28 protein-coding genes are annotated in these 24,981 nt (G+C 67.5%); 16 read left to right on the top strand and 12 right to left on the bottom strand.

The window, feature by feature from the left end:
• Window positions 1-50: 50 nt before the first annotated feature.
• Window positions 51-1,025 (bottom strand): LysR family transcriptional regulator, encoded by a 975-nt coding sequence (locus tag ASE52_RS15650; protein WP_057227423.1) that lies wholly within the window; start codon window positions 1,023-1,025, stop codon window positions 51-53.
• A gap of 171 nt (window positions 1,026-1,196) precedes the next feature.
• On the opposite strand from ASE52_RS15650, the gene ASE52_RS15645 reads away from it, so the two are divergent.
• The gene (locus tag ASE52_RS15645; RefSeq protein ID WP_057227421.1) at window positions 1,197-2,090 is read left to right on the top strand and encodes an oxidoreductase; all 894 of its coding nucleotides are present in this window, start codon (window positions 1,197-1,199) and stop codon (window positions 2,088-2,090) included.
• A gap of 83 nt (window positions 2,091-2,173) precedes the next feature.
• Here ASE52_RS15645 and ASE52_RS15640 read toward each other — a convergent pair whose 3' ends face one another.
• On the bottom strand, window positions 2,174-2,953 hold the full coding sequence (locus ASE52_RS15640) for an SDR family oxidoreductase (RefSeq protein WP_057227420.1): 780 nt from the start codon (window positions 2,951-2,953) through the stop codon (window positions 2,174-2,176).
• Window positions 2,954-3,106: 153 nt separating this feature from the next.
• Between ASE52_RS15640 and ASE52_RS15635 the strand changes: the two genes are divergently transcribed.
• The gene (locus ASE52_RS15635) at window positions 3,107-4,003 is read left to right on the top strand and encodes a LysR family transcriptional regulator (protein ID WP_010464416.1); all 897 of its coding nucleotides are present in this window, start codon (window positions 3,107-3,109) and stop codon (window positions 4,001-4,003) included.
• Window positions 4,004-4,028: 25 nt separating this feature from the next.
• Here ASE52_RS15635 and ASE52_RS15630 read toward each other — a convergent pair whose 3' ends face one another.
• Together ASE52_RS15630 and ASE52_RS15625 are read right to left on the bottom strand one after the other, a co-directional pair.
• Window positions 4,029-4,562, bottom strand: a complete 534-nt coding sequence (locus ASE52_RS15630) for a hypothetical protein (RefSeq protein WP_057228458.1) — start codon at window positions 4,560-4,562, stop codon at window positions 4,029-4,031.
• 37 nt (window positions 4,563-4,599) lie between these two features.
• Window positions 4,600-5,382 (bottom strand): NIPSNAP family protein, encoded by a 783-nt coding sequence (locus ASE52_RS15625; RefSeq protein WP_057227418.1) that lies wholly within the window; start codon window positions 5,380-5,382, stop codon window positions 4,600-4,602.
• Between the two features lie 145 nt (window positions 5,383-5,527).
• Between ASE52_RS15625 and ASE52_RS15620 the strand changes: the two genes are divergently transcribed.
• The 3 genes from ASE52_RS15620 to ASE52_RS15610 all read left to right on the top strand — a co-directional run bounded on the left by ASE52_RS15620 (window position 5,528) and on the right by ASE52_RS15610 (window position 9,002).
• On the top strand, window positions 5,528-6,517 hold the full coding sequence (locus tag ASE52_RS15620) for a WYL domain-containing protein (RefSeq protein ID WP_057227416.1): 990 nt from the start codon (window positions 5,528-5,530) through the stop codon (window positions 6,515-6,517).
• 215 nt (window positions 6,518-6,732) lie between these two features.
• On the top strand, window positions 6,733-8,190 hold the full coding sequence (locus ASE52_RS25200; protein WP_158004167.1) for a metal-dependent hydrolase: 1,458 nt from the start codon (window positions 6,733-6,735) through the stop codon (window positions 8,188-8,190).
• Entirely contained in the window at window positions 8,190-9,002 is an 813-nt protein-coding gene (locus ASE52_RS15610; RefSeq protein WP_057227414.1) for a cupin-like domain-containing protein, read from the top strand. Before ASE52_RS25200 ends, ASE52_RS15610 begins: the two co-directional genes overlap by 1 nt.
• Here the strand turns inward: ASE52_RS15610 and ASE52_RS15605 are convergent.
• The gene (locus ASE52_RS15605) at window positions 8,999-9,646 is read right to left on the bottom strand and encodes a TetR/AcrR family transcriptional regulator (RefSeq protein WP_057227412.1); all 648 of its coding nucleotides are present in this window, start codon (window positions 9,644-9,646) and stop codon (window positions 8,999-9,001) included. The two genes, ASE52_RS15610 and ASE52_RS15605, sit on opposite strands and share 4 nt — an antisense overlap.
• 147 nt (window positions 9,647-9,793) lie before the next feature.
• Between ASE52_RS15605 and ASE52_RS15600 the strand changes: the two genes are divergently transcribed.
• The 6 genes from ASE52_RS15600 (at window position 9,794) to ASE52_RS15575 (ending at window position 14,634) form a co-directional block, all read left to right on the top strand.
• Entirely contained in the window at window positions 9,794-10,222 is a 429-nt protein-coding gene (locus ASE52_RS15600; protein WP_010464407.1) for a VOC family protein, read from the top strand.
• Window positions 10,219-10,575 (top strand): GFA family protein, encoded by a 357-nt coding sequence (locus ASE52_RS15595; RefSeq protein WP_010464405.1) that lies wholly within the window; start codon window positions 10,219-10,221, stop codon window positions 10,573-10,575. The genes ASE52_RS15600 and ASE52_RS15595 overlap by 4 nt, the downstream gene beginning before the upstream one ends.
• Window positions 10,576-10,629: 54 nt before the next feature.
• A complete protein-coding gene (locus ASE52_RS15590) occupies window positions 10,630-11,115 on the top strand; it encodes a DUF1579 domain-containing protein (RefSeq protein WP_010464403.1) in 486 nt (161 codons plus the stop codon).
• A 157-nt stretch (window positions 11,116-11,272) separates the two neighbouring features.
• The gene (locus ASE52_RS15585) at window positions 11,273-12,712 is read left to right on the top strand and encodes an MFS transporter (RefSeq protein ID WP_057227411.1); all 1,440 of its coding nucleotides are present in this window, start codon (window positions 11,273-11,275) and stop codon (window positions 12,710-12,712) included.
• Window positions 12,713-12,937: 225 nt separating this feature from the next.
• Window positions 12,938-14,014, top strand: a complete 1,077-nt coding sequence (locus tag ASE52_RS15580; protein WP_057227409.1) for a pirin family protein — start codon at window positions 12,938-12,940, stop codon at window positions 14,012-14,014.
• Window positions 14,015-14,160: 146 nt separating this feature from the next.
• Entirely contained in the window at window positions 14,161-14,634 is a 474-nt protein-coding gene (locus ASE52_RS15575) for a peptidylprolyl isomerase (RefSeq protein ID WP_057227407.1), read from the top strand.
• 189 nt (window positions 14,635-14,823) lie between these two features.
• Here the strand turns inward: ASE52_RS15575 and ASE52_RS15570 are convergent, their stop codons facing one another.
• Window positions 14,824-15,153, bottom strand: coding sequence for a hypothetical protein (locus ASE52_RS15570; protein WP_057227406.1), 330 nt, complete (start codon window positions 15,151-15,153; stop codon window positions 14,824-14,826).
• Between the two features lie 85 nt (window positions 15,154-15,238).
• The gene (locus ASE52_RS15565; RefSeq protein ID WP_057227404.1) at window positions 15,239-16,177 is read right to left on the bottom strand and encodes a LysR family transcriptional regulator; all 939 of its coding nucleotides are present in this window, start codon (window positions 16,175-16,177) and stop codon (window positions 15,239-15,241) included.
• A 108-nt stretch (window positions 16,178-16,285) separates the two neighbouring features.
• Here ASE52_RS15565 and ASE52_RS15560 point away from each other — a divergent pair, with 108 nt between their 5' ends.
• Both ASE52_RS15560 and ASE52_RS15555 read left to right on the top strand, forming a co-directional pair.
• Window positions 16,286-16,936: a glutathione S-transferase family protein gene (locus ASE52_RS15560; RefSeq protein ID WP_057227402.1), complete on the top strand. Its 651-nt coding sequence runs from the start codon at window positions 16,286-16,288 to the stop codon at window positions 16,934-16,936.
• Complete coding sequence (locus ASE52_RS15555; protein WP_057227400.1) at window positions 16,933-17,913, top strand: pyridoxamine 5'-phosphate oxidase family protein; 981 nt, start codon at window positions 16,933-16,935, stop codon at window positions 17,911-17,913. The genes ASE52_RS15560 and ASE52_RS15555 overlap by 4 nt, the downstream gene beginning before the upstream one ends.
• On the opposite strand, the gene ASE52_RS15550 is transcribed toward ASE52_RS15555, so the two are convergent.
• Complete coding sequence (locus ASE52_RS15550) at window positions 17,870-18,748, bottom strand: TIGR03915 family putative DNA repair protein (RefSeq protein ID WP_057227398.1); 879 nt, start codon at window positions 18,746-18,748, stop codon at window positions 17,870-17,872. The genes ASE52_RS15555 and ASE52_RS15550 overlap by 44 nt on opposite strands.
• 24 nt (window positions 18,749-18,772) lie before the next feature.
• The gene (locus ASE52_RS15545; protein ID WP_057227396.1) at window positions 18,773-20,065 is read right to left on the bottom strand and encodes a putative DNA modification/repair radical SAM protein; all 1,293 of its coding nucleotides are present in this window, start codon (window positions 20,063-20,065) and stop codon (window positions 18,773-18,775) included.
• Between the two features lie 222 nt (window positions 20,066-20,287).
• Here ASE52_RS15545 and ASE52_RS15540 point away from each other — a divergent pair, with 222 nt between their 5' ends.
• Both ASE52_RS15540 and ASE52_RS15535 read left to right on the top strand, forming a co-directional pair.
• On the top strand, window positions 20,288-21,157 hold the full coding sequence (locus tag ASE52_RS15540; RefSeq protein ID WP_082606903.1) for a helix-turn-helix domain-containing protein: 870 nt from the start codon (window positions 20,288-20,290) through the stop codon (window positions 21,155-21,157).
• Between the two features lie 103 nt (window positions 21,158-21,260).
• Entirely contained in the window at window positions 21,261-21,605 is a 345-nt protein-coding gene (locus tag ASE52_RS15535) for a VOC family protein (RefSeq protein ID WP_057227392.1), read from the top strand.
• 25 nt (window positions 21,606-21,630) lie between these two features.
• Here the strand turns inward: ASE52_RS15535 and ASE52_RS15530 are convergent, their stop codons facing one another.
• Both ASE52_RS15530 and ASE52_RS15525 read right to left on the bottom strand, forming a co-directional pair.
• Entirely contained in the window at window positions 21,631-22,476 is an 846-nt protein-coding gene (locus tag ASE52_RS15530; protein WP_057227390.1) for a class III extradiol dioxygenase family protein, read from the bottom strand.
• A 120-nt stretch (window positions 22,477-22,596) separates the two neighbouring features.
• Entirely contained in the window at window positions 22,597-22,947 is a 351-nt protein-coding gene (locus ASE52_RS15525) for a protocatechuate 4,5-dioxygenase subunit alpha (protein ID WP_057227388.1), read from the bottom strand.
• Window positions 22,948-23,023: 76 nt separating this feature from the next.
• On the opposite strand from ASE52_RS15525, the gene ASE52_RS15520 reads away from it, so the two are divergent.
• A complete protein-coding gene (locus ASE52_RS15520) occupies window positions 23,024-23,944 on the top strand; it encodes a LysR family transcriptional regulator (protein WP_057228454.1) in 921 nt (306 codons plus the stop codon).
• Here the strand turns inward: ASE52_RS15520 and ASE52_RS15515 are convergent.
• A complete protein-coding gene (locus ASE52_RS15515; protein ID WP_010464372.1) occupies window positions 23,941-24,813 on the bottom strand; it encodes a type 1 glutamine amidotransferase in 873 nt (290 codons plus the stop codon). The genes ASE52_RS15520 and ASE52_RS15515 overlap by 4 nt on opposite strands.
• Window positions 24,814-24,981 lie beyond the last annotated feature (168 nt).

The raw sequence follows: 24,981 nt of genomic DNA, 5'->3' as shown, positions 1-24,981 counted from the left end.
GGCTTGGGGGCGCACGGCTGCATGTGGCGGCGCGAGCTACATGTGCCCGTTCAGGCCAACGAGGGCTTGCGCCGCCGGGGCCTTGGGGCCGTGCCCCGCAGCTCCTGCGCGCTCAGGCCGAACGCCGGGTTGTCTGCCAGCATCTCCACCGCCAGATCGATGAAGGCGCGTGCGCGGGCCGGCTGCGCCGCCCGGCTGCCGTAGTACACGTACAGGCCCAGGTGCTGGGGCACGAATTCGGTCAGCACCGGCACCAGTTGTCCGCTGCGCACCAGTGGCGCCGCCGTCACGCCAACGAGCTGGCCGATGGCGTGGCCGCCCAGCACGGCGCGGGCTTCCAGCTCGATGTCGTTGACGCAGAACGCAGGCGGTATGGCATGGGCCACGATGTCATCGCCCACCTGGAACTCCCAGGGCATGGGCTTGCCCGTGCTGGGGTGGCGAAACCCACTACAGCGGTGCTGCGCAAGGTCTTCGATGCGGGTGGGTGTGCCATGGCGGGCCAGGTAGTCCGGCGTGGCGCACGCCACCAGCTGCAGCGCCATCAGGCGCCGCGCAATCACCCCGCCCTCGGGGGGGTAGCCTGAGCGAAAACCCACGTCCACCCGGTCCTCCACCCAGTTGCCGATGCGATCGTCCAGCTGCACATCGGGCTCCACCAGCGGGTAGCGGCGGCAGAACGCGTCGAGCACGGGCCAGACCACCTCCAGCATGACGGAGCGCGGCGCCACGATGCGCAGCGGCCCCGCAATCTCCTCGCGCCCGCGCCGTGCGCCGTGCACCGCCCGCTGCAGGGTCGAGAGGCCCGGTTGCGCAGCCTCCAGAAACTGGCGCCCCTCCTCGGTCAGGCTCAGGCTGCGCGTGGTGCGGTGGAACAGCCGCACGCCCAGGTGCGATTCGAGCTGCCCCAGCGCCAGGCTGGCGGCCTGCGGGGTGATGCCCTGGGCCGAGGCGGCCTGCCGCAGGCTGCCCAGTTCGGCGGCTTTGGCAAACGTGGCAATGGCACGCAGTTCATTGATGGCCATGGTGTCCGTTTCGAGAGATTGGCAAGTTTTGCTTGTAAATAAAGTCAGCAATTATGGGCTAGTGCGATGGCAATGGTCTGCCTAAAGTTCACCTCCATGGCCGCGCCTCAGCATCTCTGCGTGTTGCGTTTGCCAGAACCCCGTTCCCAATCCCTTTCAAGGACTTCCGACATGACCGCTTCGACTGCTATCCCTTCCTCCTCCTTCCCCCGTGTCTGGATGATCACCGGCGCCTCGCGCGGCATTGGTGCCCGCATTGCCGAGGCCGCGCTCGCACAGGGCGACGCTGTGGTCGCCACGGCCCGCGATGCCGCGTCGATTGAAAAGCGCCTGGGCCCCAGCGACGCACTGTTGCCTGTGGCGCTCGACGTGACCGACGAAGCCCAGGCGCGCCACGCTGTGGGCGCCGCGCTGGAGCACTTTGGCCGCATCGACGTGCTGGTCAACAACGCGGGCTACGGGCTGCTGGGCGCGGTGGAGGAATCCACGGCCGACGAAGTGCAGCGCCTGTTCGACACCAACGTGTTCGGCCTGCTGCATGTGACCCGGGCCGTGCTGCCCGCCATGCGCGCGCGCCGCGCAGGGCACGTGATCAACATCTCGTCGCTGGGGGGGGTGCGTTCCAGCGCAGGTTTTGGCGTGTACTGCGCCACCAAGTTCGCGGTGGAAGGCCTGACCGAGGCGCTGCATGCCGAGTTGGCCCCGCTGGGCATCCATGCCACGGCAGTGCAGCCCGGTTATTTCCGCACCGAGTTCCTCGACGGCGCCTCGCTGGCCGTGGCGCCGTGCGTGCTGGACGACTACGCCGCCAGCGCGGGTGCCGTGCGCGAAGCGGCGCGCCGCATCAACCTGAACCAGCCTGGCGACCCCGTGCGCCTGGCCCAGGCCGTGATGAAGCTGGTGGCCAGCCCCACGCCGCCGCTGCGCCTGCCGCTGGGCACGGACACGCTGCAGACCATTGCCGACACACACGCCTTCGTGGCGCAAGAAACCGCGCAGTGGCGGGCCGTGGCAGCGTCCACGGACTTCCCGGCGCACGAGGCCGCGCAGGCAGTGACTGCGTAGGCGTGGTTAATTGCTTCTCTTTTGATAGCATTCACCGCAATGGGATAAAGCGGTAGTGGCCATTTTTATGGAAAAGCAGACGCTCACACCATCCCGCCATTGGCCCGCAGCGTTTGCCCATGGATCCACCCGCCATCCGGCCCGGCCAGGAAGGCCACTGCGTTGGCGATGTCCTCGGGCGTGCCCAGGCGCTCCATCGGGTTGGCCTGGGCCAGGCGCTCGATCAGCTCGGGCGTCTTGCCGTCCAGGAACAGCGCGGTGGCTGTGGGGCCGGGCGCAATGGCGTTCACCGTGATGTTCCGGCCGCGCAGTTCCTTGGCGAGCACGCTGGTCAGGGTCTCCACCGCGCTCTTGGTGGCCGCGTACACGGCATAGCCTGGCAGGGCCGTGCCGACCAGGCTGCTCGAGAAGTTGACGATGCGCCCCCCGGGCTGCAGCCGGTGCGTGGCCTCGCGCAGGGTGTGGAACGTGCCCTTGATGTTGATGGCGACCAGGCGGTCGAAGGTGGCATCGTCCGTCTGCGCCAGGTGCGGCAGGGTGGATGGCATCACGCCCGCGTTGTTGACCAGCACGTCCACGCGGCCAAAGGCCTGCTCGGTGGCATCGAACAACTGGCGCACGGCGCTGCTGTCGGCCACGTCGGCCTGCACCGCGATGGCCTCTCCGCCCGCCGCCGTGATCGCCTGCACCACCATCTGTGCGTCCGCGGCGCGGCCCGCGTAGTTGACCACCACACGAAAGCCGTCGCGCGCGAGCCGGTGGGCAATGGCGGCGCCGATGCCACGCGATGCACCGGTGACGAGGGCGACGCGCGGGCCCGCGGGGGTCGACGCCTGAAAAGGGGTGGTGGTGATCGGGTGCATGGCAAGGCTCCTGGTGCGGTGATTGGGGCGCCGGGTGGGCGGCGCCAGGGATGGAGGCATTGTTCTGTTGTTGTCAGAATTGATAAATACCTAAAATTGCCATCACTGTTCAGCTGAACACAACAATCGCTCACAGCCAGAAGCCCTTTCGTGATGGACCGTTTTCAATCCATGCAGCTTTTCACGCGCATCGTCGAGCTGGGCAGCTTCACGCGCGCGGCCGAAGACCTGCAGCTGCCGCGCGCGAGCGTGACCCTGGCCGTGCAGGACCTGGAAAAGCGCCTGGGCACGCGGCTGCTGCAGCGCACCACGCGCCACGTCAGCACCACGCCCGACGGCCAGGCGTACTACGAACGCTGCCAGCGCCTGCTGGCCGACCTGGAAGAAACCGAAACCGCGTTCGGCAACGCCGTGAGCACGCCGCGCGGCAAGCTGCGCGTGGATTTGCAGGGCACGCTGGCGCGGCACTTCGTGCTGCCGCGCATCGGCGAGTTCTGCATGCGCTACCCCGATGTGGAACTGGAGATCGGCATGGGTGACCGGCTGGTGGATCTGGTGCGCGAAGGCGTGGACTGTGTCCTGCGCGGCGGCGAGCTGCGCGACTCGACCATGGTGGCGCGGCGTGTGGCGCTGTTGCCGCAGGTGACCTGCGCGAGCCGCGAGTACCTGGCGCGCCACGGCACGCCCACCACGGTGGACGCGCTGCGCGGGCACCGTGCCGTCAACTTCCTCTCGCAGCGCACGGGCAAGCCGCTGCCTTTTGACTTCATTGTGGATGGCGTGGCCAGGAGCGTGCAGCTCAAGGGCCCCGTGGCCGTGAGCGATGCCGATGCCTATCACGCCTGCTGCGCCGCGGGCCTGGGGCTGATCCAGGTGCCGCGCTACCACATCGCGCCCCGGCTGGCCGATGGCAGCCTGTGCGAGGTTCTGGCGCCGTTTCGCCCCGCGCCCATGCCGGTGTCCGTGCTGTATCCGCACAGCCGCCAGCTTTCGCCACGCGTGCGGGTGTTCGTGGACTGGCTGGCCGAGGTGATGTCGGCCGCGCACTGAACGACCTGATTGCGTGCTGCGAGGCTTACGTCGGGCGCGAAAACTCCATCACCCAGTTCACCTCCCAGGTGGTGCCGCCGTCGTCCGAAAACGCCTGTTGCCAGCGCGGCGCGCCGCTGTGCTTTTGCGACCATTCGAAGCGCACGCGCACCGGGCGGCCTTCGAACACTTCTTCGCCTTCAAAGAGGCCTGCGCCGTCCTGGAAGCCGCCCACCACGGGTGACTGCAGCAGGCCGGTGGCAGGGTCCAGGCCGCCCGTGGCGTTGTCGAGCCAGTAGATGCTCCAGCGCTTCGATACCGGGTTGAACACGCGCAGCGTCATGCCGACGAAGCCGGGCTTCCAGGCCAGGGGCGTGAAGTCGTCGCAGTTGCCGATGCCGCCAGGCAGGGCGTGGGCGGTGCCGGTGGCATCGAACACTTCCCAGTCGTTGCAGCCTTGCAGCCGGTGCACCAGGCGCGTGTTCCGGATGCGCCAGGGGCCCAGGAGGAAGTCGAAGTCGCGTGCGGCGCTGGGGGCTTCGGCAGGCGAGGGAATGGTGATGAGGTTCGGCGTGGTCATGGCGGGTTCTTTCATCGGCAAGGCGAGCGGGGGGACGTCAGGCATGCAGCGCAGAGCGGGCGGTGGGCTGCAGGCGGTGGATTTCGGGCGCGCGGGCCAACCAGGGTGCAAGGCCCGGCGCCACACCGCGCGCCCATGCGGCGCTGTCGGTGAAAGCCTCCAGCGCGGCCTCGCGGCCGAACAGCGCCAGCCCCAGCAGCACGTGTTCGCCCTCGCGCACGGGCAGGCGGGGAAAGGTGTTGGCGCTGGTCTCGGTGCAGTACCAGGCCACGTGGCGCGCGCCACCGCGTTGCAGCGTGGGGGCCATGCGGTGGCGGCAGAAGTCCAGCAGCGCGGGTGTGGCGGCCTCGTGCAGGTGGAACACCGTGGCGGCCAGCACGCCCGGGGCCGAGCCACTGGCACCAGCCGCGGGGCGCGCGTGCTGCGGCAGCGCGCCTGCCGCCCCAGGCCACGCGGGGCGCAGCAGCAACACGTTGTCGGAGTCGACCATGGTGGCGTTGGCGGCGTTGCGGTGCGCGGCCCAGGTGGGGCCGCTGTAGAAGGCTTCGAGCGCCTGGCGGCGCGCCTCCATGCTGCCAAAGCCGCGCAGCCAGACAAACTGATCAGGCCGGTCCAGGTCGCGGAACTGGCCCAGCACGCGCAGGCCCTGCGCCTCCTGGGTCTCCACGAACTCGCGGTCGAACAGGTCGATCAGCACATCGCGCTGCCCCGCGTGCAGCGTGTACTGGCGCAGTTCGACGATGGGGCAGTCGTCGGCAACGACGGCGGCGGCAGTGATGGGGACGGATGTGTGGCGCGTGGCCATGGCGGTGTCGGGCATGCGGGCTCCTGGTGGGGTGGTTTCAACAGTCAGGCTGCAGTCTGCGCCGCAATACCTGCCAACCTATGGCAGGTATTTGCGCTATCTTTCGCCATTGCCTCAAGCGACTAAAAATTCTTAGCCGCACCACACAAACTGACTCCCCATGCGCGCCAGCCGCCTGCTTTCCCTTCAGATGCTGCTCGAAACCCAGGGCCGCATGAGCGCACAGGCGTTGTCCCAGGCGCTGGAGGTTTCGGTGCGCACGCTGTACCGCGATGTGGACCAGCTCAGCGCGGCCGGTGTGCCGATCTACGCCGAGCGCGGGCGCCATGGCGGTTTTGCGCTGCTGCCGGGCTGGAAGACCACGCTCACGGGGCTCACACCGTCGGAGGCGCAGGCCGTCTTTTTGAGTGGCCTGCCCGGCCCCGCGCAGGAACTCGGCCTGGGCGGCGATGTGGAGGGGGCGCGGCTCAAGCTGTTGTCGTCGCTGCCCGCGTCGTGGCGCGAGGACGCGCAGCGCGTGAGCACCCGCCTGCACCTCGACCCGGTGGACTGGTACCGCGAGAGCGATCCCACGCCGCACCTGCCCACCGTGGCCGCCGCCGTGTGGAGCGGGCACCAGGTTGCGATGCGCTACGAAAGCTGGGCCGACACGGTGGAGCGCACGGTGAACCCGCTGGGCCTGGTGCTCAAGGCAGGGGTCTGGTACCTGGTGGCTGTGCCTGCGGGCGCGGCCGCTTCTGCGGAGGGCGGGCCACGCACCTACCGCGTGTCGAACATCCGGGTGGCCACGGCGCTGGCCACGCCGGTGCGCCGCCCTGCGCGGTTTGACTTGGCCGGCTATTGGGCGCAGTCGATCCAGCGCTTTGAAGCGGGGCTCTACACCGGCGAGGCGGCCCTGCTGGCCACGCCATCAGGGCTCAAAGGGCTGCGCGCGCTCAGCCGTGCCGTGGCACGCGCGGTGGCGGCCGCCCCGCCGCCCCGCCGCAATGACGGTCGCGTGGCCGTGACCATTCCCATCGAATCGGTGGAGCATGCCTGTGGGCAACTCATGCGGCTGTCCCCGCAGGTGGAGGTGCTGCGGCCTGCTGCGTTGCGCCGCGCGCTGGTGGCACGGGTGAGGGCCACAGCGCAGCTTTATGGGTTGCCGTGACTGGGGCTGGATGGAAAATGCTATCTAACTTGTAGCTGTCTACGCTTTGTAGATAAGCGGCAAAGGTATAAAAGCGTCAAAAAAAAACGAGCAGGCACGTCAACGCAGACCGTGCCCCGCCGCTGCAGCCGCCGTACCGATATTTGTGGATGGTGTCACATGGGCGACATGCACCTTCAATACCTTCGGCAGGCTTTAACCAATGGTCTGCGGTGATGCAAACAGTGATGGTGGTGCCAGGGGAGTCCGAGCGGTTCTGGAACCAGACCCCTTTTCGTTCGTATTTGTTCAATGCGTTGTCGTTGCTGCTGCCCTCGGGGGAGCAGTTTGTGATCCGGGCGATGGAAGATGCTGCCACGCACCTGCCCGAAGGCGCACCGTTGCAGGACGAGGTGGCGCAGTTCGTGCGCGAAGAGCGTGCCCACCAGCGGGCGCACCGCTTGTACAACGCGCAGTTGGCGGCCCAGGGCTACAACGCCATAGCCCTGGAGGCGCGCATTGAACGCGCCGTGCAGGGCCTGGAGCATGCGCTGTCCTGGAGGGAGCGACTGGCCCTGGCGGCGGCACTTGAATACCTGACAGCGCTGGTCTCACGCCATGCGCTGCGCGGCGAGGGATGGCTGGTTCACAACGCGTCCCGCCAGTCCAGCCTGTGGCGCTGGCATTGCGAAGAAGAGGTGGCACACCATGGTGTGGCGTTGCGCATGCTCTGTGAGGTGGGTCGGGTGGGCTACGGGCGCCGCATGGCGCTGTATGTGCTGGCGTCCCTGATCCTGTTGGGGGATGTGGCGCGCCACACCTGGGACTTTTTTCAGACCGACCGCGCGCAAGGCCGGCTGGGCTGGCTCGGTGGTGCCCGGTCTGTGGCGGGTTTTGTGCTGCGACAGGCCGTGGGTCTGGCCCGCATGGCGGTGGGGTGGCTGGGCTACGGGCTGCCGATGCACCGCCTGGCGCCAGCCTCGCAGGTGGGCCGAAACGCAGAGAAGGCACGCATCGAAGTGCGCCCGCTGCAGGCCTGCGACATCCCCCGCTTGCTGGTGCTGGAGCACAAGAAGTGGAGCGACGGCCAGGCTGCCGATGCAGACGCCATGGCGCAGCGCATCGCGGCCCACCCGCAGTTGTGCATGGGGGCGTTCTGCCCGCGCACGGGCGAGGCACTGGCCTCGCTGTTCCTCAAGCCCATTTCAGCGGTGCAGTTGCAAAGTGCCCGCACCTGGGCAGATTGCGCGAAGATTTGCAGCCATGACGGGGGGCAATCCAGCCGTGACCTGTTCGGCATCAGTCTGAGCAGCATCAGCCCGCAAGGCGTGGAGGCGATCTTTGCGTTCTTCTGGCCACGTGCGCTGAAGGCCGGCTGGCGCCAGATCTACCTGGGCTCGCCCGCGCCGGGCCTCGCCCGCTGGCGCAGGGGGGAGCCCCATGCCCCGGTCGAGTCGTACGTCTACGCCATGCGCCGGGGTGGGCCGCAAGACCCGCAGCTGCGTTACTACTGGAAAAAGGGCTTCAAGACCATCGTGGCCTGCAAGGCGGGCTACTTTCCGCATGCAGCGTCGCTGGACTACGGGGTGGTGGTGCGGGGGCGCATCCCGCTGTCCTTCCTGGCTCCGCTGTGGCGACATGTGCCGTTGTCCTGGCTGCGCGGGATGGAACGCTGCCTGGCCAGGGTGCTGTGATGGCGGGCCATGAAGGCGCGTGGGAGCCATTGGCCGTGCAGGCAGGTTCCGTGGCCGAGGCCATCGGCCGCCGCGAGCCCTGTGTGTTTCGCCAGCGCGCAGCCCATTGGCCAGCCGTGGCGCAATGGACCTGGGAGCGGTTGGGTGCGCTGGCCCCCGACCTGCCCGTGCGGCTGGTACAGGGCAACCGCGAGCTGGGCGCCACGGTGTTCCAGTCTTCCACCCTGGGCGCCTATCTCCAGTCCTTGCAAGGCCCCGCTGCCACCGGCAAGGTGCCGATGTACCTCAAGGAATTTGACCTGCTGGGCACCTTCACACCGCTGCGCGCCGATGTGCGCCCGCAAGAGCTGTTTCCGCCCGGGGCGCTGCATGACTCCCAGACTTGGATCGGCCCTGCAGGGGCGCGCACCGGTTTGCACAATGACTACCTCGACAACCTTGCCGTGCAGCTGGTGGGACGCAAGCGCTTTTATCTGCTGCGCCCGGGGGTGGTGGAGCGGCTGGGTGCCGTTGCCGCCAAGCATGACCGCTGGGCGGCCCTGGCTTCACTGAATGCTGATGCCGTGGTGGACCGAGGTGTTGTTGCAGGCGACGCCTGGGCGGTGGACCTGGAGCCCGGGGACGTGCTCTATGTGCCCGCGCGCTGGTGGCATGAAGTGGTGAACCACACCCCCAGCGTGTTGCTGAGCGGTTTTTTTGGCGCGCGCGCTACCGTTTACGCGCAATGGGTGTGGCGCCAGGCTGTGCATGGGGCGCACCTTGCGGGCCTGTGGCGGCGTGGGCACTGCACCTGCCATCCGGCGCGGGGTTAAATCCCCCGCTCCACCATATCGAGCAGCCGCTGTCCCAGGCCATCCAGCATCTGCTGCGGCGTGCCCCGCAATGGTCCGTCGATGGAAAGCAATGCCATGCCGTGCACGGTGGACCAGGCCAGGTATTCGGCGCCGGGGCGGCGCGCGGGCGGCAGGGCGCCTGCGGTCACCAGGTCATCGAGCGCTGCGCTCAGGTGCTGGAACGGGTTGAGCCCGGTGGCGCCACCCATGGCGGGGTCGGGGTCGTGCTGCACGGTGAAGCGGCCACCGAAGGCGGTGCGGAACAGCCCGGTCTCGGCGTGCGCAAAACGCAGGTAGCCCGCGCCCACGGCGCGCACCTTGGCGTGGGCCTGCGCGGTGGGTGTGCCGGTGGTGGGCACCTGGGCCAGTTCGGCTTCCATGGCCTCGGCCACGGCCGCCAGGGCCGCCGTGCGGACGGCGGCCAGCAGGTCGTCCCGGTTGGCGAAATGGCGGTAGGCCGCATTCGGCGCCACGCCCGCGCGGCGTGTGGCCTCGCGCAGCACCACGGCATCGGGGCCGCCCTGGCGCGCCAGATCGATGCCGGCCTCCAGCAGGGCGCGGCGCAGGTCGCCATGGCGGTAGGTGCTGCGGAGGGTCGGCGTGTTGCGGTTGGTTACGGTCATGGACGATGGAAACGTGGACACCGTCCATTCTCTTTGTTATGGTTTGTGGACGGTGTTCACAATTGTGCGCCGAAATCACGTTGCTGAAACTTTGGCAGGCATTTGGCCCCGGCGGGGCGCCTGCTTTTACCCCCAAGGAGACGCCCCATGAAAGTCGAGCCCTATCTGATGTTTGAAGGCCGCTGCGAAGAGGCCCTGGATTTCTACCGACGCGCCCTGGGTGCCGAGGTCACGATGCTCATGCGCTACAAGGACAACCCCGAGCCCGCTGCCGGCCAAGGTTGCGCAGAAGGCGGCGGCCCCGGCCCCACGCCCGAGATGGTGATGCACGCTGCGTTCAACGTGGGCGAGACGCAGGTGATGGCGTCGGACGGCATGGGATCGGGCAGCACGAACTTCCAGGGCATCTCGCTGGCGCTGAGCCCCGCGAACGAAGCCGAGGCCAAGCGCCTGTTCGATGCATTGGCCGAGGGCGGCCAGGTGCAAATGCCCCTGGGCAAGACTTTTTTTTCACCCGCCTTCGGCATGGTGGCGGACCGCTTCGGCGTGGCGTGGATGGTGGTGGCACCACAATGAGCGCGACCCGATACCAAGGCAGCTGCCATTGCGGCAAGGTGGCGTTTGAGGTGGAAGGCACCATCGACAGCGGCCTGGCCTGCAACTGCAGCATGTGCGGCCGACGCGGGTCGCTGCTGTGGTTTGTGCCACGCGACGCGCTGCGGCTGACCACCCCCGAGGCCGACGTGGCCACCTACACCTTTCACAAGCATGTGATCCAGCACCGCTTTTGCCCGGCCTGCGGCATTCATCCCTTTGGCGAAGGCGTGGACCCGAAAGGCAACCGGGTGGCGGCGGTCAACCTGCGTTGCCTGGATGGCGTGGACCTGGATGCCGTGCCGGTGCACCACTACGACGGCAAAGCGGTGTAGCCCCTCGGGTCGGCACGTGCTCTTGCCAACCTCTTCAACACCAAGGAGACCGACATGATGAATCCCGAACCCCATGCCATGCACCGCTGGCTGCAGCAACTGCTGGGCGACTGGACCAGCACCTCCAACTGCGACGCGGACCCCGGCCAGCCGTCCGAGCAGTCGCACGGCACTGAACACGGGCGCGCGCTGGGCGACCTGTGGGTGATCCTCGAAGGCACCGGCACCATGCCCGGTGGCGGCGAGGCCCGCATGCAGATGACGCTGGGCTACGACCCCGAGAAGAAAGAGTTTCTGGGCACCTGGGTGGGCTCGATGATGGCCCACATGTGGGTCTATCGTGGCACGCTGGATGCCGACCAGAAGGTGCTGACGCTGGAGACTGAAGGCCCGAGCTTCAAGGACGACGGCAAAACCGCCCGCTACCGCGACGTGATCACCATCGTCAGCGCCAACGAGCGCACGCTCACCTCGTTTGGTCAGCAGCCCGACGGGAGCTGGAACCAGTTCATGCAAGCAAAGTACGTAAGAACCCCCTGAGCCGCTGCGCGGCTTCCCCCTGAAGGGGGACGCACCCGGTGGACTGGCGGAGCCAGATCCACGGGTGCACTGGCCTTGCGCCGCGCCAGTTGCCGCCGCCGCGCGTGACAAACTGTGGGGCGCGTCTTCTGCGCTTTCCACATTCCCATTGACCTCCATGACCCTCTCCATCGAAGGCCGCGCACGCTGGCCAGCGCTCATCCTGCTGTGCCTGGGCGAGCTGATGATCGTGCTCGACACCACCATCGTGAACGTGGCGCTGCCCAGCATCAAGGCCGATCTGGGCTTTACCGAAACGTCGCTGGTGTGGGTGGTCAATGCCTACATGCTGACCTTTGGCGGCTGCCTGCTGCTGGGCGGGCGGCTGGGGGATCTGTATGGCCACCGGCGGTTGTTCCTCGCGGGCATCACCTTGTTCACCCTCGCGTCGCTGGCCTGTGGGCTGGCCCACACGCAGGGGCTGCTGGTGGCGGCGCGTGCGGTGCAGGGCGTGGGTGGGGCCGTGGTGTCGGCCGTGGCGCTGTCGCTCATCATGAATCTGTTCACCGAGCCCGGCGAGCGCGCGCGGGCCATGGGGGTCTATGGTTTTGTCTGCGCGGGGGGCGGCAGCATTGGTGTGCTGCTGGGCGGTGTGCTTACCAGTACATTGAGCTGGCACTGGATCTTTCTCGTCAACATCCCCGTGGGCGTGGCGATCTACGCGGCCTGCCTGGTGCTCCTGCCGGGCGGCAAGGGGCAGGCCCACGGGCAGCGGCTGGATGTGGCGGGCGCGGTCACCATCACCGCATCGCTGATGCTGGCGGTGTACGCCATCGTCAACGGCAACGAGGCGGGCTGGACCTCGCTGCAGTCGCTGGGCTTGCTGGGCGCATCGGCCGTGCTGCTGCTGGTGTTTCTGTACATCGAATCGCATGTGGCTGCGCCGCTGGTGCCGCTGGCCTTGCTGCGGCTGCGCAATCTGGCCATCTCCAACGTGGTGGGGGTGTTGTGGGCCGCAGGCATGTTTGCGTGGTTCTTTTTGTCGGCGCTGTACATGCAGCTGGTGCTGGGCTACGACGCGATGCAGGTGGGCCTGGCGTTCCTGCCGTCCAACCTCATCATGGCGGCCTGCTCGCTGGGGCTGTCGGCCTGGGTGGTGATGCGCTACGGCATCCGCAGCACGCTGGGCTGGGGCCTGCTGCTGGCCACTGTGGGTCTGGTGCTGTTTGCACTGGCGCCCGTGGACGGCCAGTTTGCGCTGCACGTGCTGCCCGGCATGCTGCTGCTGGGCGTGGGGGCGGGCATTGCGCTCAACCCGCTGCTGCTGGCAGCCATGGGCGACGTGAAGCCCGAGGATTCGGGCTTGGCATCCGGCGTGGTCAACACTGCCTTCATGATGGGTGGCGCGCTGGGCCTGGCCGTACTGGCCAGTCTGGCCGATGCACGCACGGGCGCGCTGCGCGAGGCGGGCGCATCGGTGCAGATGGCCTTGAACGGTGGCTACCAGCTGGCCTTCTGGGCGGCGGCCGGGGGCTCGCTCGTGGCGGCGTTGCTGGGCGGCCTGGTGCTGCGGCCTGCGCAGCCGTCTGGTGCAGGGGCACCGGTGGCGGTTCATTAAAAGGTGCAGAGCTATTAAAATAATAGCTAACAGCGCAATACTGATAAGCGCCAGGGCCTGATTTGATTCAAATTTGAGCGGAATGCGTCTGCCAGGATCGTCCCACTGTCCTGCCCGGTGCACCGCACTGTTCCACCGGGCGCACTTCTGCTCAGGCACCATTGGCTCCATATTCCACTGGCATACCGCCCGATCGTGGTGGTGCACAACACGAGGAGCCTTCGTATGTCGTCGTCCACACCTGCTGCAACCACCGCCCTGGTGCCCATCGTGCGCGCCCAGTTGCTGGGTCCGCAGTGGCCCACGCTCGACCCGTTTCTTTTCTGCGCCCACCACGACGATGCCTACCCCGCGGGCAACGCCGCGTTCGGCCCTGCCGTGCCCATTGAAGATCGCCAGATCGGCAGCGACTTCAGCGGCAAGGACGGCTGGAGCATGTACCACGGCGACACCGTGCCCGGCTTTCCGGGCCACCCGCACCGCGGCTTCGAGACCGTGACGTTGGTGCGCAAGGGCCTGATCGACCACTCCGACTCGCTGGGCGCGGCCGCACGTTTTGGCGGCGGTGATGTGCAGTGGGTCACGGCCGGCAAGGGCATCGTGCATTCCGAGATGTTCCCGCTGCTCAATGCCACCGAACCCAACCCGCTGGAGCTGTTCCAGATCTGGCTGAACCTGCCCGCCAGGAACAAGATGGTGGACCCGCACTTCACCATGCTGTGGGACGAGCGGATTCCGCGCCTGGTGCACCACGACGCCGCAGGCCGCGCGACCACCGTCACCGTGGTGGCCGGTGCCCTGCCCGGCGCGCCCGAGCCTCTGGCACCGCCGCCCGAATCCTGGGCTTCGCAGCCTGAAGGCGACGTCGCCATCTGGACGCTGCGCATGGACCCGGGCGCCGAGTGGACGCTGCCCGCCGCGCAAGGCGAAGGCACGCAGCGCATGCTGTACTTTTTCGTCGGCGACAGCGTGCGCGTGGGCCCGCAGGACGTGGACCGCCACGCGGCGCTGCAGGTGCGTGCCACCGAGGACTGGCTGCTGACCAACACCGGCACCACCGCCGTCGAGTGCCTGGTGCTGCAAGGCCGGCCGATTGGCGAGCCCGTGGCGCAGTACGGTCCCTTCGTGATGAACACGCAGGCCGAGATCATGCAGGCCATGAACGACTACCGCCGCACCCAGTTCGGCGGCTGGCCCTGGCCGGACCAGGACCCGGTGCATGGCACCGAGGCACGGCGCTTTGCGCGCTATCCGGGCCACACCGACGAAGAGCGCCCTGCCGAAGTGGTGGCGGGCGCATAGGCCCAGGCGCAAAGCCCGCCCACGAGGCGCCCGGCAAACACCCCACGCCTCGTGGACAATTCAGGGTTTCGATTGGCGCAGCGGCTGGCGGCAGTAGCCCGCCAGCCCGCGCCGTTCTTTCACCGTCTGAAAGCGCAAGCACCACCATGGCCACCATCACCAAAGACTCCGCCGTCACCATCACTTACAAGGTCACCACGCCCGAAGGCAAGCCGCTCGACGCCGGCAGCCTGTCGTATCTGCACGGCGGCTATGAAAACATCTTCCCCAAGGTCGAAACCGCGCTGGAAGGCCAGGCCGTTGGCTTCACCACCGCGCTGGACCTCGCCGTTGAAGACGCCTTCGGCGCCCGCGACGAAAGCCTGGTGCGCACGATCCCCAAGGCAGAGTTCCCCCCAGGCGTGAAGGTCGGCGGCCAGCTGCAGGGCGTGGGCAGCGACGGTCAACCCGCCGTGTTCAATGTGGTGAAGATCAAGGGCCCTGAAGTGCACCTGGACGGCAACCACCCGCTGGCAGGCCAGGCGCTGAAGTTCAGCTGCAAGGTCACCGAAGTGCGCGCTGCGAGTGCCGAAGAAGTGGCGCACCGCCACGTGCATGGGGCGCACGGGCACCAACACTGAAGTAGGGGGCGGGCCGCAGCGCGGCGGAAAACGCCTGCAGGTGGGGGCTGACCCGGTCTGCCTTACCGGTGTCATGGTGCGCTACACCCTCTGGCCTTCATGCGGCCTTTGGGTGTGATTGCACACAGAACAATCGGCCATTAAAAAAGCCCGCACTGCGGGCTTTTTTGCGGAAGAAGGCTTCGCGAATTACTTTGCCGCTTCAGGCTTGGCGGCGTCTGCCTTTTTCTCTGCCGTGGCCTTGGTTTTCTTGGCCTTTGCCTTTTTCTCCACCTTCTTGTCTGCGGGTGCAGACGCCGCGGCGGCTGGCGCTGCTACGGCGGGTTTGACTTCAGCTTTTGTAGCTGGTGTGGCAGGCGTGGCCGGGGTTGCTGGCGTCGCGGGCATTGCCGATGTTGCTGGGGCTGCGGGCGTTGCAGCCTTTGCGGGTGTGGCTGGCGTTGCAGGGGCAGCAGGTGCCTGGGCAAACGATGCGGACACAAAGAGACCGGCGAGCAGGGCAGCGATGAGCTTGTTCATGAGAAATCCTTTCAGATCGGATGACCGCCCGACAAAGCGTCGGACTTGTGTATGCAACGGCGCGGGGACGGGCGGCGATGACAGGTCACGAAGTGATTGGCAACAAGGCGTTACCGCGTCCCAGGCCACGACCGTTCAGAACCGGTTCCTTGGCGAGGCGTTCGCGGGCCCACTCCACAAAGGACCGTACCTTCGCGGGGGCCCGCCGCCCTGCGGGGTACACGATGTGCACAGGCACCGGCGGCAGCTCGTGCTCGGCCAGCACGATGCGCAGCCGGCCTGTTCGCAAGCTGGCGGCGGCCTGGTAGGCCAGGCAACGGGTCAGGCCCAGGCCAGCCTCTGCGGCGGCAATGTCCACCTCGTTGCTGTTGCTGATCCATGCGAACTGAGGGTGGCCCGTTGCGCCGTCGCGGAACTTCCAGGGCGCCGGAGCCCGTGCGTCAAATGAAAATCCGATGGCCCGATGGGTACTTAGATCAGCGGGGTGGCGCGGTCTGCCGTGCTGCGCCAGATAAGCGGGTGACGCCACCGCCAAGCGGCGCAAGGCACCCACCTGCACGGCGGTCAGCCCTGAATCGGGCAGGTGGGCGATGCGGATGGCCACGTCCATGCCCTCGTCCAGCAAATGCACGAGGCGGTTGACGAACAGCGTGCGCACCTGCACGCGCGGCTGTGCCTGCAGAAAACCTTGCACGATAGGCGCCACATGCTGAATGCCGAACATCTGTGGCGCGGTGATGGACAGCAGGCCCTGCGCTTCGGCCTGTGCGCCACTGGCCGCCTGCTCGGCCTCGTGCAGGTCGTTCAAGAGGGGGCGGCAGTCCTGCAAAAAGCGCTCGCCCGCTTCGGTGAGCCGCACCATGCGCGTGCTGCGCTGAAACAGCAGCACACCGAGCCGGGCCTCCAGCGCTGCAATGGCGCGCGTGACGGCGGCGGCCGAGCAGCCCAGTTGCCGCCCCGCGACTGCAAAGCCGCCAACATCGGCCACGGCCACAAAACAACGCAGGGTGTCGAGGTGGTCCATTGTTTCAGTTCACGCAATTTTGAAAGCTGCACTATGGCTATTAACACTGTGCCGTGCAATAGATAAGGTCGGGGCTTCTTTGTTTACCCTTCTCACAAGGACCTCCCCATGGCACCCATCGCACCCCTTCGTCTCTATCGCATGCCCGTGTCGGGCCACTGCCACCGGGTGGAGCTGATGCTGTCGCTGCTGGGCCTGCCGCACGAACTGGTCAACGTGGACCTGCGGCGCGGAGAGCATCGCAGCACGCAGCACCTGGCGCTCAACCCGCTGGGCCAGGTGCCGGTGCTGGTGGACGCAGGCACGGCCCTCAGCGACAGCAACGGCATCCTGGTCTACCTGGCGCAGCGCTATGCACCGGGCAGCGCCTGGATACCGCAGGATGCTTTGGGTCAGGCGCAACTGCAGCGCTGGTTCAGCCTGGCAGCAGGCATGCTGGTGCCGGGCGTTGCCACACCCCGCTACGCAGCGCTGTCAGGCCGACCGCCGGGTGCTGACCGCGAAGCTGCGCTCGCCACCGGCAAGCGCCTGCTGGACTACATGGAGGGTGAGTTGCAGGGCCGTGTGTGGCTGTTGGGCGGCGAGCAGCCCAGCCTCGCGGACATCGCCATGGTCAGCTACACCTCGCAGGCGCACATCGCGGGGCTCCCGCTGGCGGCCTACCCGCGCATTGCGGGATGGGTGGCGCGCTTGCAGGCGCTGCCCGGCTATGTGCCGCTGGCCGACACCCTGGCCCCGTCCGCGCGGGAGGCAGCGTGACCACCACATCCGACGCCTTCCACGCGGGCGAGCAGGCGCTGCAGCAGCGCGTGGGCCTGCGCGATCGCATGGCCGCCATCGGCCCCTTGGTGTTGCGCGACCACATGCCCGACCAGCACCGGGAGCTTTTCGAGAAACTGCCCACCTTGCTGGTAGGTGCGCTGGATGAACAAGGTCAGCCCTGGGCGACCATGCTGGCAGGCCCACCCGGTTTTGTGCAGACGCCGGATGCGCGGCAGATGGACATCGCCACCGCGCCCAAGGCCGCCGACCCCGTGTTGAACCGGTTGGCGCCAGGTGCCCCGGTGGGCGTGCTGGGGCTGGAGCCCCACACCCGCCGCCGCAACCGCATGAACGGCGAGGTGGCCGCCTTCAGTGAGGCAGGTTTGTCGATTGCCGTGGTGCAGAGCTTTGGCAATTGCCCCAAATACATCCAGGCCCGTGAACCGGGCCTGCGTGCCACGGTCACCCCGCCGGGGCCTGTGCAGGTGCTGGGCCCGGCGCTCGATGCCGAGGCTCTGGCCCGCGTGCAGCAGGCCGACACGTTGTTCATCGCCAGCGCCTCGGCCGCGCAGCCGGGCAGTGCGCGCAACGAAGGTGTGGACGTGTCGCACCGGGGCGGCGAGCCCGGCTTTGTGCACGCCGAGCACACCGCGCACGGCGTGGTGCTGCGCCTGCCCGACTACCCGGGCAACCAGTTCTTCAACACGCTGGGCAACCTGGCGCAACACCCGCTGGCGGGCCTGCTGGTGGTGGACTATGACGGCGGTGGCTTGCTGCACATCGCCGCGCGTGCGGAGCTGCTGTGGGACGATGCGGCGCGTGCGCCCTGGCCTGGTGCACAGCGGGTGCTGCAGCTCACGGTGCAAAACGCGCTGTGGCGACCTGGGGTGTTGCCGTGGCGGTGGACGCCACCGGTGGCGGCTGCGCAGTTCAACGCGCTGCGCCGTCCCGGGGCCGCTGTGCCACCGGGTTGATGCGCCGACGCGGCACGGTGGCCTCGGCCTCCACCATCTTCGCGCTGCGCTCGTGCGCCGTCTGTGCCAGTTCGGTGATGAGCGCCGCCTCGGGCAGGTTGTGCCAGTAGCGCGTGGGCATTTCCTTTTTCATCATGCCCAGCTTGAGCCGCGCGGGGTTGAAGATGTGGCGGTAGTAGGTGAGCCACAGCGCCTCACCCGCATCGGGCGGTGGTGCGTCGCTGCGCTGCGCGCCGGGGCCGGTGTGCAGCTGCTGCCCGTCCCAGCGCACGCTGGCGTCGGGTGTGAGGATGGCCCAGCGCATCTGCGTGAAGCGGCGGATGAAGAAGCCCGCGTTGGCCTCGGTGATGTAGTGGTCGGGCTCGAACCAGGCCATGTGCAGTGGCTCGCCATCGGGCTCCACCACAGGCCGAAAGCGCACGAATGCGTGCATCTTGTGTTTGTCGCGCGCCACGGCGCGGGCCATGTGGTGGGCCACCATGCGGTCCGCGTCCAGCGGGTCGTGCCGCGCGGCTTCGGCCTCCGTTCCGCCTTGCGCCATGCGCCACAGCAGGCGGTACATCAGCGGGAAGCGGTCCGGGTCGCGGTGCAGAATGAGCTGCTCACACAGGTGCACAAAGTCGGGCGGTACGCGCAGCGCGGGCGCATCGGGGCTTGGTGGTGGCAGGACGTTGTGGCTGTGAGGCTCGGGCGCAAACAGGTCGCTGGCCGCATCGGCTTGGCAGCGCCAATCCACGGCCTGCGGAGGCACGTTGGCTTGCACCAGGGCGCGTGCGGCCGTGCGAAAGCCTTGGCAGTCGGTGGGGTGGGCTAGCGTGATGGTGTGGCGCTGCATGCGGACCTGACGGAACTTGCGGGCTCAAAACAGGTTGCGCTGGACCGGCGGCGGCGCCAGTTGCGCCGCCAGGTCGGCCGCGTCCAGCGCACGCCCGGGGCGGTAGTCGGCCGCCTCCACAAACGGCAGCACTTTCTTGAGCGGCACATGCAGCCGCGCCAGGTCGGCATGCCGCAGGCGGCGCACGCGGCGGGCGGCCAGCAGGCGCTCCACCGTCTGCACACCAAACCCGGGCACGCGCAGCAGCAGTTCGCGCGGGGCGGTGTTCAGGTTGACCGGAAAGCGCTCGCGGTGCGCCAGCGCCCAGGCCAGCTTGGGGTCCATGTCCAGCGCCAGCATGCCGGCCTGACCGCCTGGGTTGCCTTGACTGGGCGGCACGATCTCTTCGTGGGTGAAGCCGTAAAAGCGCATCAGCCAGTCGGCCTGGTAGAGCCGGTGCTCGCGCACGGTGGGTGGCGCGGCCAGCGGCAGGGCGCGGGCCGCATCGGGGATGGGGCTGAAGGCCGAGTAGTACACGCGCCGCAGCCGGTGCACACCGTACAGCCGCGCGCTGGTGGCGAGGATGGTGCGGTCGTTGGTGGCATCGGCCCCCACGATCATCTGCGTGCTTTGCCCGCCGGGTGCAAAGTGCGGCACGCTGGCCCGGCTCGTGGTGCGCGATTGCGGCATCGACACGATGGTTTGCGCGGCCTGCTCCTTGCGCGCGGCGCGCGCCTGCCCAATGTGCACCGCCATGCGGGCCATGGAGCGGTCGATGGCGGCGCTGTCTTTTTCTGGCGCCAGGGCCGTGAGGCCTTCGGCCGTGGGCAGCTCGATGTTGATGGACAGGCGGTCCGCATAGCGGCCTGCGCGCTCCATCAGCTCCGGCGCTGCATCGGGGATGGTCTTCAGATGGATGTAGCCGCGAAAGTCGTGCTCCTCGCGCAGCACGCGGGCCACCTCCACCACCAGCTCCATGGTGTAGTCGGGGCTCTGGATGATGCCGCTGGACAGGAACAGCCCCTCGATGCAATTGCGGCGGTAAAAGTCGAGCGTGAGCTGCACCACCTCGTCGACCGTGAAGCGCGCCCGGGGCACGTTGCTGGTCACCCGGTTCACGCAGTACAGGCAGTCGTACTGGCAGAAGTTGGTGAGCAGAATCTTGAGCAGCGAGATGCAGCGCCCGTCCGGCGCGTAGCTGTGGCAGATGCCCATGCCTTCGGTGGACCCCATGCCGCGCCCGCCCACCGAGTTGCGCGGCGCAGCACCGCTCGATGCACAAGATGCGTCGTACTTGGCGGCGTCGGCCAGGATGGCGAGTTTGGATTGTAAATTCACTGTATGAATTTACAGTATTTCTCCATCTTCAGCTAGCCCAAGGGATTTTTGTGCTATCAAAAAAGTAGCTTCTGGCGTAGATGGGTAAAGCGCTAAGGGCCAAAATGGCTTAAAACCTGTTGGCTGCGCCGCTTCCTGTGTCTGCACCGCCGTGGCCAGCACGCTGCCAAGCGGTGTAAGGTAGCCCGTCGGCACCATCCACGGACCGACAGGAGGAACCCCATGCCACCGCCCATTGCCTCAAGCCGGGCCATACCGGGCCCCGGCTTGCCGGGGCAGCCCGCTGCCGCCTGTGCGATGTGGGGCTTTGAAGAATGCCTGCCTTACCCCGTGCGCCGCCTGGAGGTCGCGCACGCGGGCATCAAGCTGATCATCGGCTGGCATGCGGCGTATGGAGTCAGGCTGCCCGCTGGCACCCTGCAGCCCTACCAATCCCTGGTGGTCGGGCTCGGTGGCGGGCCGGTGGTGACCGAGCATCGGGGCGCGCAGTCTTGCGTGGAGGTCACGCTGGCGCCCTGGCTGGGCTTTCAGCTGTTCCATGGCAGCCCGGACGTGCTCTCGTGTTCAGTGGTTGCGCTGGCCGATGTGTGGGGCAGGGAGGCCGCGCAGCTGTCCGAGCAGCTGCACCATGCGCCGGATTGGCCGGCGCGCTTTGCCTTGGTACAGCAATGCCTGCAAGGGATGCTGGCCCGGTCGCGCCACACGGTGCAGGCACCGGTGCGGCAAGCCTGGGAGATGCTGAGCGCGCAACGCGGCAACTTGCCCGTGTCGGCCCTGTGCCGCGCCGTGGGCTGGAGCGAGCGGCACCTGGCACTGCAGTCCTGCCACCAGCTGGGGGACACGCCCAAGCGCCTGGCGCGGCGATTGCGGTTTGGGGCTGCCCACCAGGCCCTGGAGGGGGTCACTGGCCCCGCAGGGCAAACCGACCTGGCGGACTTGGCCGCCCGCTGCGGATTTGCCGACCAGAGCCACCTGAGCCGGGAGTTCCGGCACTTTGCGGGTTGCTCGCCAGCGGCCTACCAGCGCGCGGGTTTTGCCGATGTGCCGGGCAAGCCCGCCAGTTTGGTGGAGACGGCTGAGTCAAGGGGCTGACGATCTGCGAGCCACCCGGCACCAGGTCATTTTTCTTCAAGACGTGCGGGCACAAGGCGCCCAGACTGGCGCACTTGCCATGTTTTCCTCAAGGGAGCTTTCGATGCACGCCAACGTCTCATTCCTCGAAATCGGGGCCGACAACGCCCAGGTTTCGCAGCAGTTCTTCAGCCAGTTCTTTCAATGGACTTTTGAGCCCACGGAGAAGGAGGGTGAGGGCTGGTTTGTGAATGGGGGCATGAAAGTCGGCCTGCACGGCGCAGACCCTGCGCAGTCCATCACCCCGTTCTTTGAAGTGGCCGATGCGGCGCAGGCGGCCCAGCGTGTCCGGGCGCTGGGCGGGACCGTGCAGCCACCGGGCCCGGAGGAGCCCGGTTTTGGCGTGTTGCTGATGTGCGCCGACCCCGGTGGAGTCCGCTTTGGGCTGCACCAGCCCGCACGGCGCTGACGGGCAACGGACGCAGCGCTCTGCGCTACACCGCCTCCAGCGCCATCACCGCCGTGGCCGTGTTGGAGATCGGGATGTGGTAGTTGCTATGCACCCGCCGCACTCCCGCACTCGCAGTGGCCAAGGCGCCCCGCATGGCCACCCACATCAGCAATTCCACGCCCTGTGTGCCGGTCTTTTCCACCAGCTCGTGCACGCTGAACTGCGTGGCCCATTCGGGGTTGGTGGTCAGGCTTTCGATGAACTGCAGGTCAAACGCCTTATTGATAAAGCCCGCGCGCTCGCCGTCGAGCTGGTGGCTGAGGCCGCCCGAGGCGATCACCGCCACCTTCTTGTCGCTGTCCCAGCTCTGGATCGCCTGGCCCACGGCCTTGCCCAGGGCGTAACAGCGCTTGGCCGAGGGCAGCGGGAACTGCACGGTGTTGATGCACATCGGCACCACCGTCACGGGGCAATCGCCTTCGGGCCAGAAGAGCTTGAGCGGCAGCGTGCAGGCGTGGTCCACCAGCATCTCCTGGCAGGTGGTCACGTCAAACTCCTGCTCGACCAGCGTGTTGATGAGGTGCCACGACAGGTCCACCTCGCCCGGGAAGGGCGGCAACGTGGGGATGCCCCAGCCTTCGTCGGCGTTGTTGTATTGCGCCGCTGCGCCCACGGCAAAGGTGGGCATCTTGTCGAGAAAGAAGTTCAGGCCGTGGTCGTTGTAGAACATCACCACCACGTCGGGCTGCTTCTCGCCCAGCCACTGGCGGATGGGCGGAAAGCCGTCGAAGAAGGGCTTCCAGTAAGGATCGTTCTGCAGGCCCTTGTGGATGGCGTTGCCAATGGCCGGGATGTGCGAGGTGCCGAGGCCGCCGATGAGTTGTGCCATGTTATTTTCCTGATGAAGGTTGTTGTGGCGTGCGTTGCTTCAGGCGGCGCCGTACCGCCCCAAGCCGCCTGCGGCCCCCTTTGGGGGCAGCGAACCACACGCAGTGGGGAGCGTGGGGGCTTAGTCTTTGCCCGCTGCGACCAGCATGGCTTTGAATTCGTCTTTGGTCATGCCCGTCTGCTGCGCGCCGATGTCCTGCATGTCCAGCTTGAAGATGCCTGCAAACTTGGCCAGGTAGTAGGCGTTGCCGCCTGCGGCAATCAGCTGCAGCACGTTCTTGGCGCGGATGGCGGCAGCCTGCTGCTCGTTCAGGCCGTACTGCTTCATGTACGCCTCTTCGTCGGCCACAAAGGCCTTGCGGTTGGCCTCGTTGTTGAACGAGAAGCACATCTTGTTCAGCGCATAGCCCTTGCGGGCCTGGTCGCCATCGAACGGCGTGGTGCCGGGGATCGGGGGGTTGCGGGAAGGCATGGAAGTCTCCGGAGCTTGATGTAAGTCAGCCCGCAGTGTCGCGACGGCATTGCCAAAGATGAAGGGCCCCAAGATCATTGAATGCATGAGCAAATGCGATGGATCACAGCTGGATGGGCACCTGCTGAAGCTGCTGCTGGCGGTGTTGGAGACCGGCAGCATCACCGCCGCCGCTGAACGTCTTGGTGTCACCCAGTCGGCGGTGAGCCATTTGCTCGACAAGCTGCGCGCCATCACCGACGACCCGCTCTTTGTGAAGCGCGGGCGCGGCATCGTGCCCACCGCACGCGCCGAGGCCCTGGCCCAGCCCGCGCGCGACATGCTGCACCAGATGCAGCTGTTTGCCCAAGGGGCCGACTTTGACCCGCGCGCCTGGCAGACCGAGCTGACCATCGCCGCCAACGACTTTCAGCGCGACCTGCTTTTGCCCGCGCTGGCTGCGCGCCTGCGCAGCGCTGCACCGGGCGTCACGCTGCGCATCGTGCCCAGCGGCGCGCCCAGCGCCGAGCTGCTGCGGTCCGGCGCGTGCCAGCTCGTCATCAGCCCTCGCCCACCCGAGGGCACCGACATCGTGCAAAAGCGCTTGTTTGAAGACCAGTACCGCGTGTTCTACGACCCTGCGGTGCGCAACGCCCCGACTTCAGAGGCGGACTACCTGGCGGCCGACCACGCCACTGTGGCCTATGAGGCGCGCCGGGGGCTGGACCTGGACCGTCAGCTCGACGCGCGCGGTGTGCACCGCCGGGTGGTGGTGCGTGTGCCGGGCTTCGCTGCACTGCCCGCGTTTGTGCGGGGCACTTCGCTGCTCACCACGGCGCCGTCATTGATGGGGCGCACCGCATTGGCTGCGCTGGCGGGTGTGCCTGTACCGGTGGCCTGCCCCAGCCTGCCCATGTACCTGATCTGGCACATGCGCTACCAGCAAGACGCGGCACACCGCTGGCTGCGCGAGCAGATACAGGCGGTGGTCGGGCCTGCCATGGGGATGGGAGGCTAGGCCCGCTTTGCCAGCGCCCGCCGCAGCAGCCGCGACGCCCGTTCACGCAGGGGCGGTGAGGGATGGGCTACCGTCCGTGGGCTGGCCTTGGCCAGTTCGCAGGCAGACAGAAAATCCTCCAGGATCGCGGTGTCGTCCAGCGTGTCCGAGCCGACCTTGTGAAACTCGGGGTGCCACTGCGTGGCGGCGATGTAGCCACGGCCCGGTGCCGGTTGCAGGCGGATCGCTTCAGGCACGCCGTCGGGCTCACTCAGCGCTTCGACGACAAAGTCCGGCGCTACCCGCTTGATGCCCTGGTGGTGGATGCTGTTGACGCGTGCACGTGGTGTGTCTGGGTACAACTTGGCCAGGTGCGAGTCGGGCACGATGTGGATGTCGTGAAAGTGCTGGTCGTACGTGCTGGCGTTGCGGTGTTGCTGCGCGCCGGGGTGCTGGGTCTCGATGTCCTGGTACAGCGCGCCGCCAAAGGCCACGTTGATGAGCTGCAGGCCCCGGCACACGCCGAAGATGGGCTTGCCGACCTGGGCAAACGCCTTGACGACCGCCAGGTCGTACAGGTCGCGCACGCGGTCGCCCACCCACTCTTCGCGCAGGGGCTCCTCGCCATAGTTGCCCGGCCACACATCGGCGCCGCCGTGCATGACGATGCCGTCCAGCCACTCGGCATAGTGGTCGAGCGTCACGTCGCCGCGTGCCGTCTCGCCAGTGGGGCAGGGCACCATGACCACCATGGCCCCGGCCGACATGAGCCAGTGGGCAATGGACTGTTCGACGTACTGCAGGGTTTTGCCCTTGAACAGCGGGCGGGCGGGGTCGGCGTGTTGAAAGCAGGCAGACAGACCAATCTTGAGGCGGCGGGCGGCGGGCATGTTTGGAGGCTCCAGGCAACACGCGCGGGGCGTGTGATCAATGCAATCTTGGGTTACCAATTTGTAGCACCGCACCCGCGCCGCGTCTGTAGGAAGGGGCCGTGCGGGGCTGCGCTGACGCTGTCGCCGGCGACGCAATGCTACGAAATGTGGCTTTCTTCATGAAAA

The sequence above is a fragment of the Acidovorax sp. Root275 genome (assembly GCF_001428965.1).
Lineage (GTDB): Bacteria > Pseudomonadota > Gammaproteobacteria > Burkholderiales > Burkholderiaceae_C > Acidovorax > Acidovorax radicis.
The sequence above is the reverse complement of the archived record's forward strand: the minus strand, read 5'-3'. Positions and strand labels throughout refer to the sequence as shown.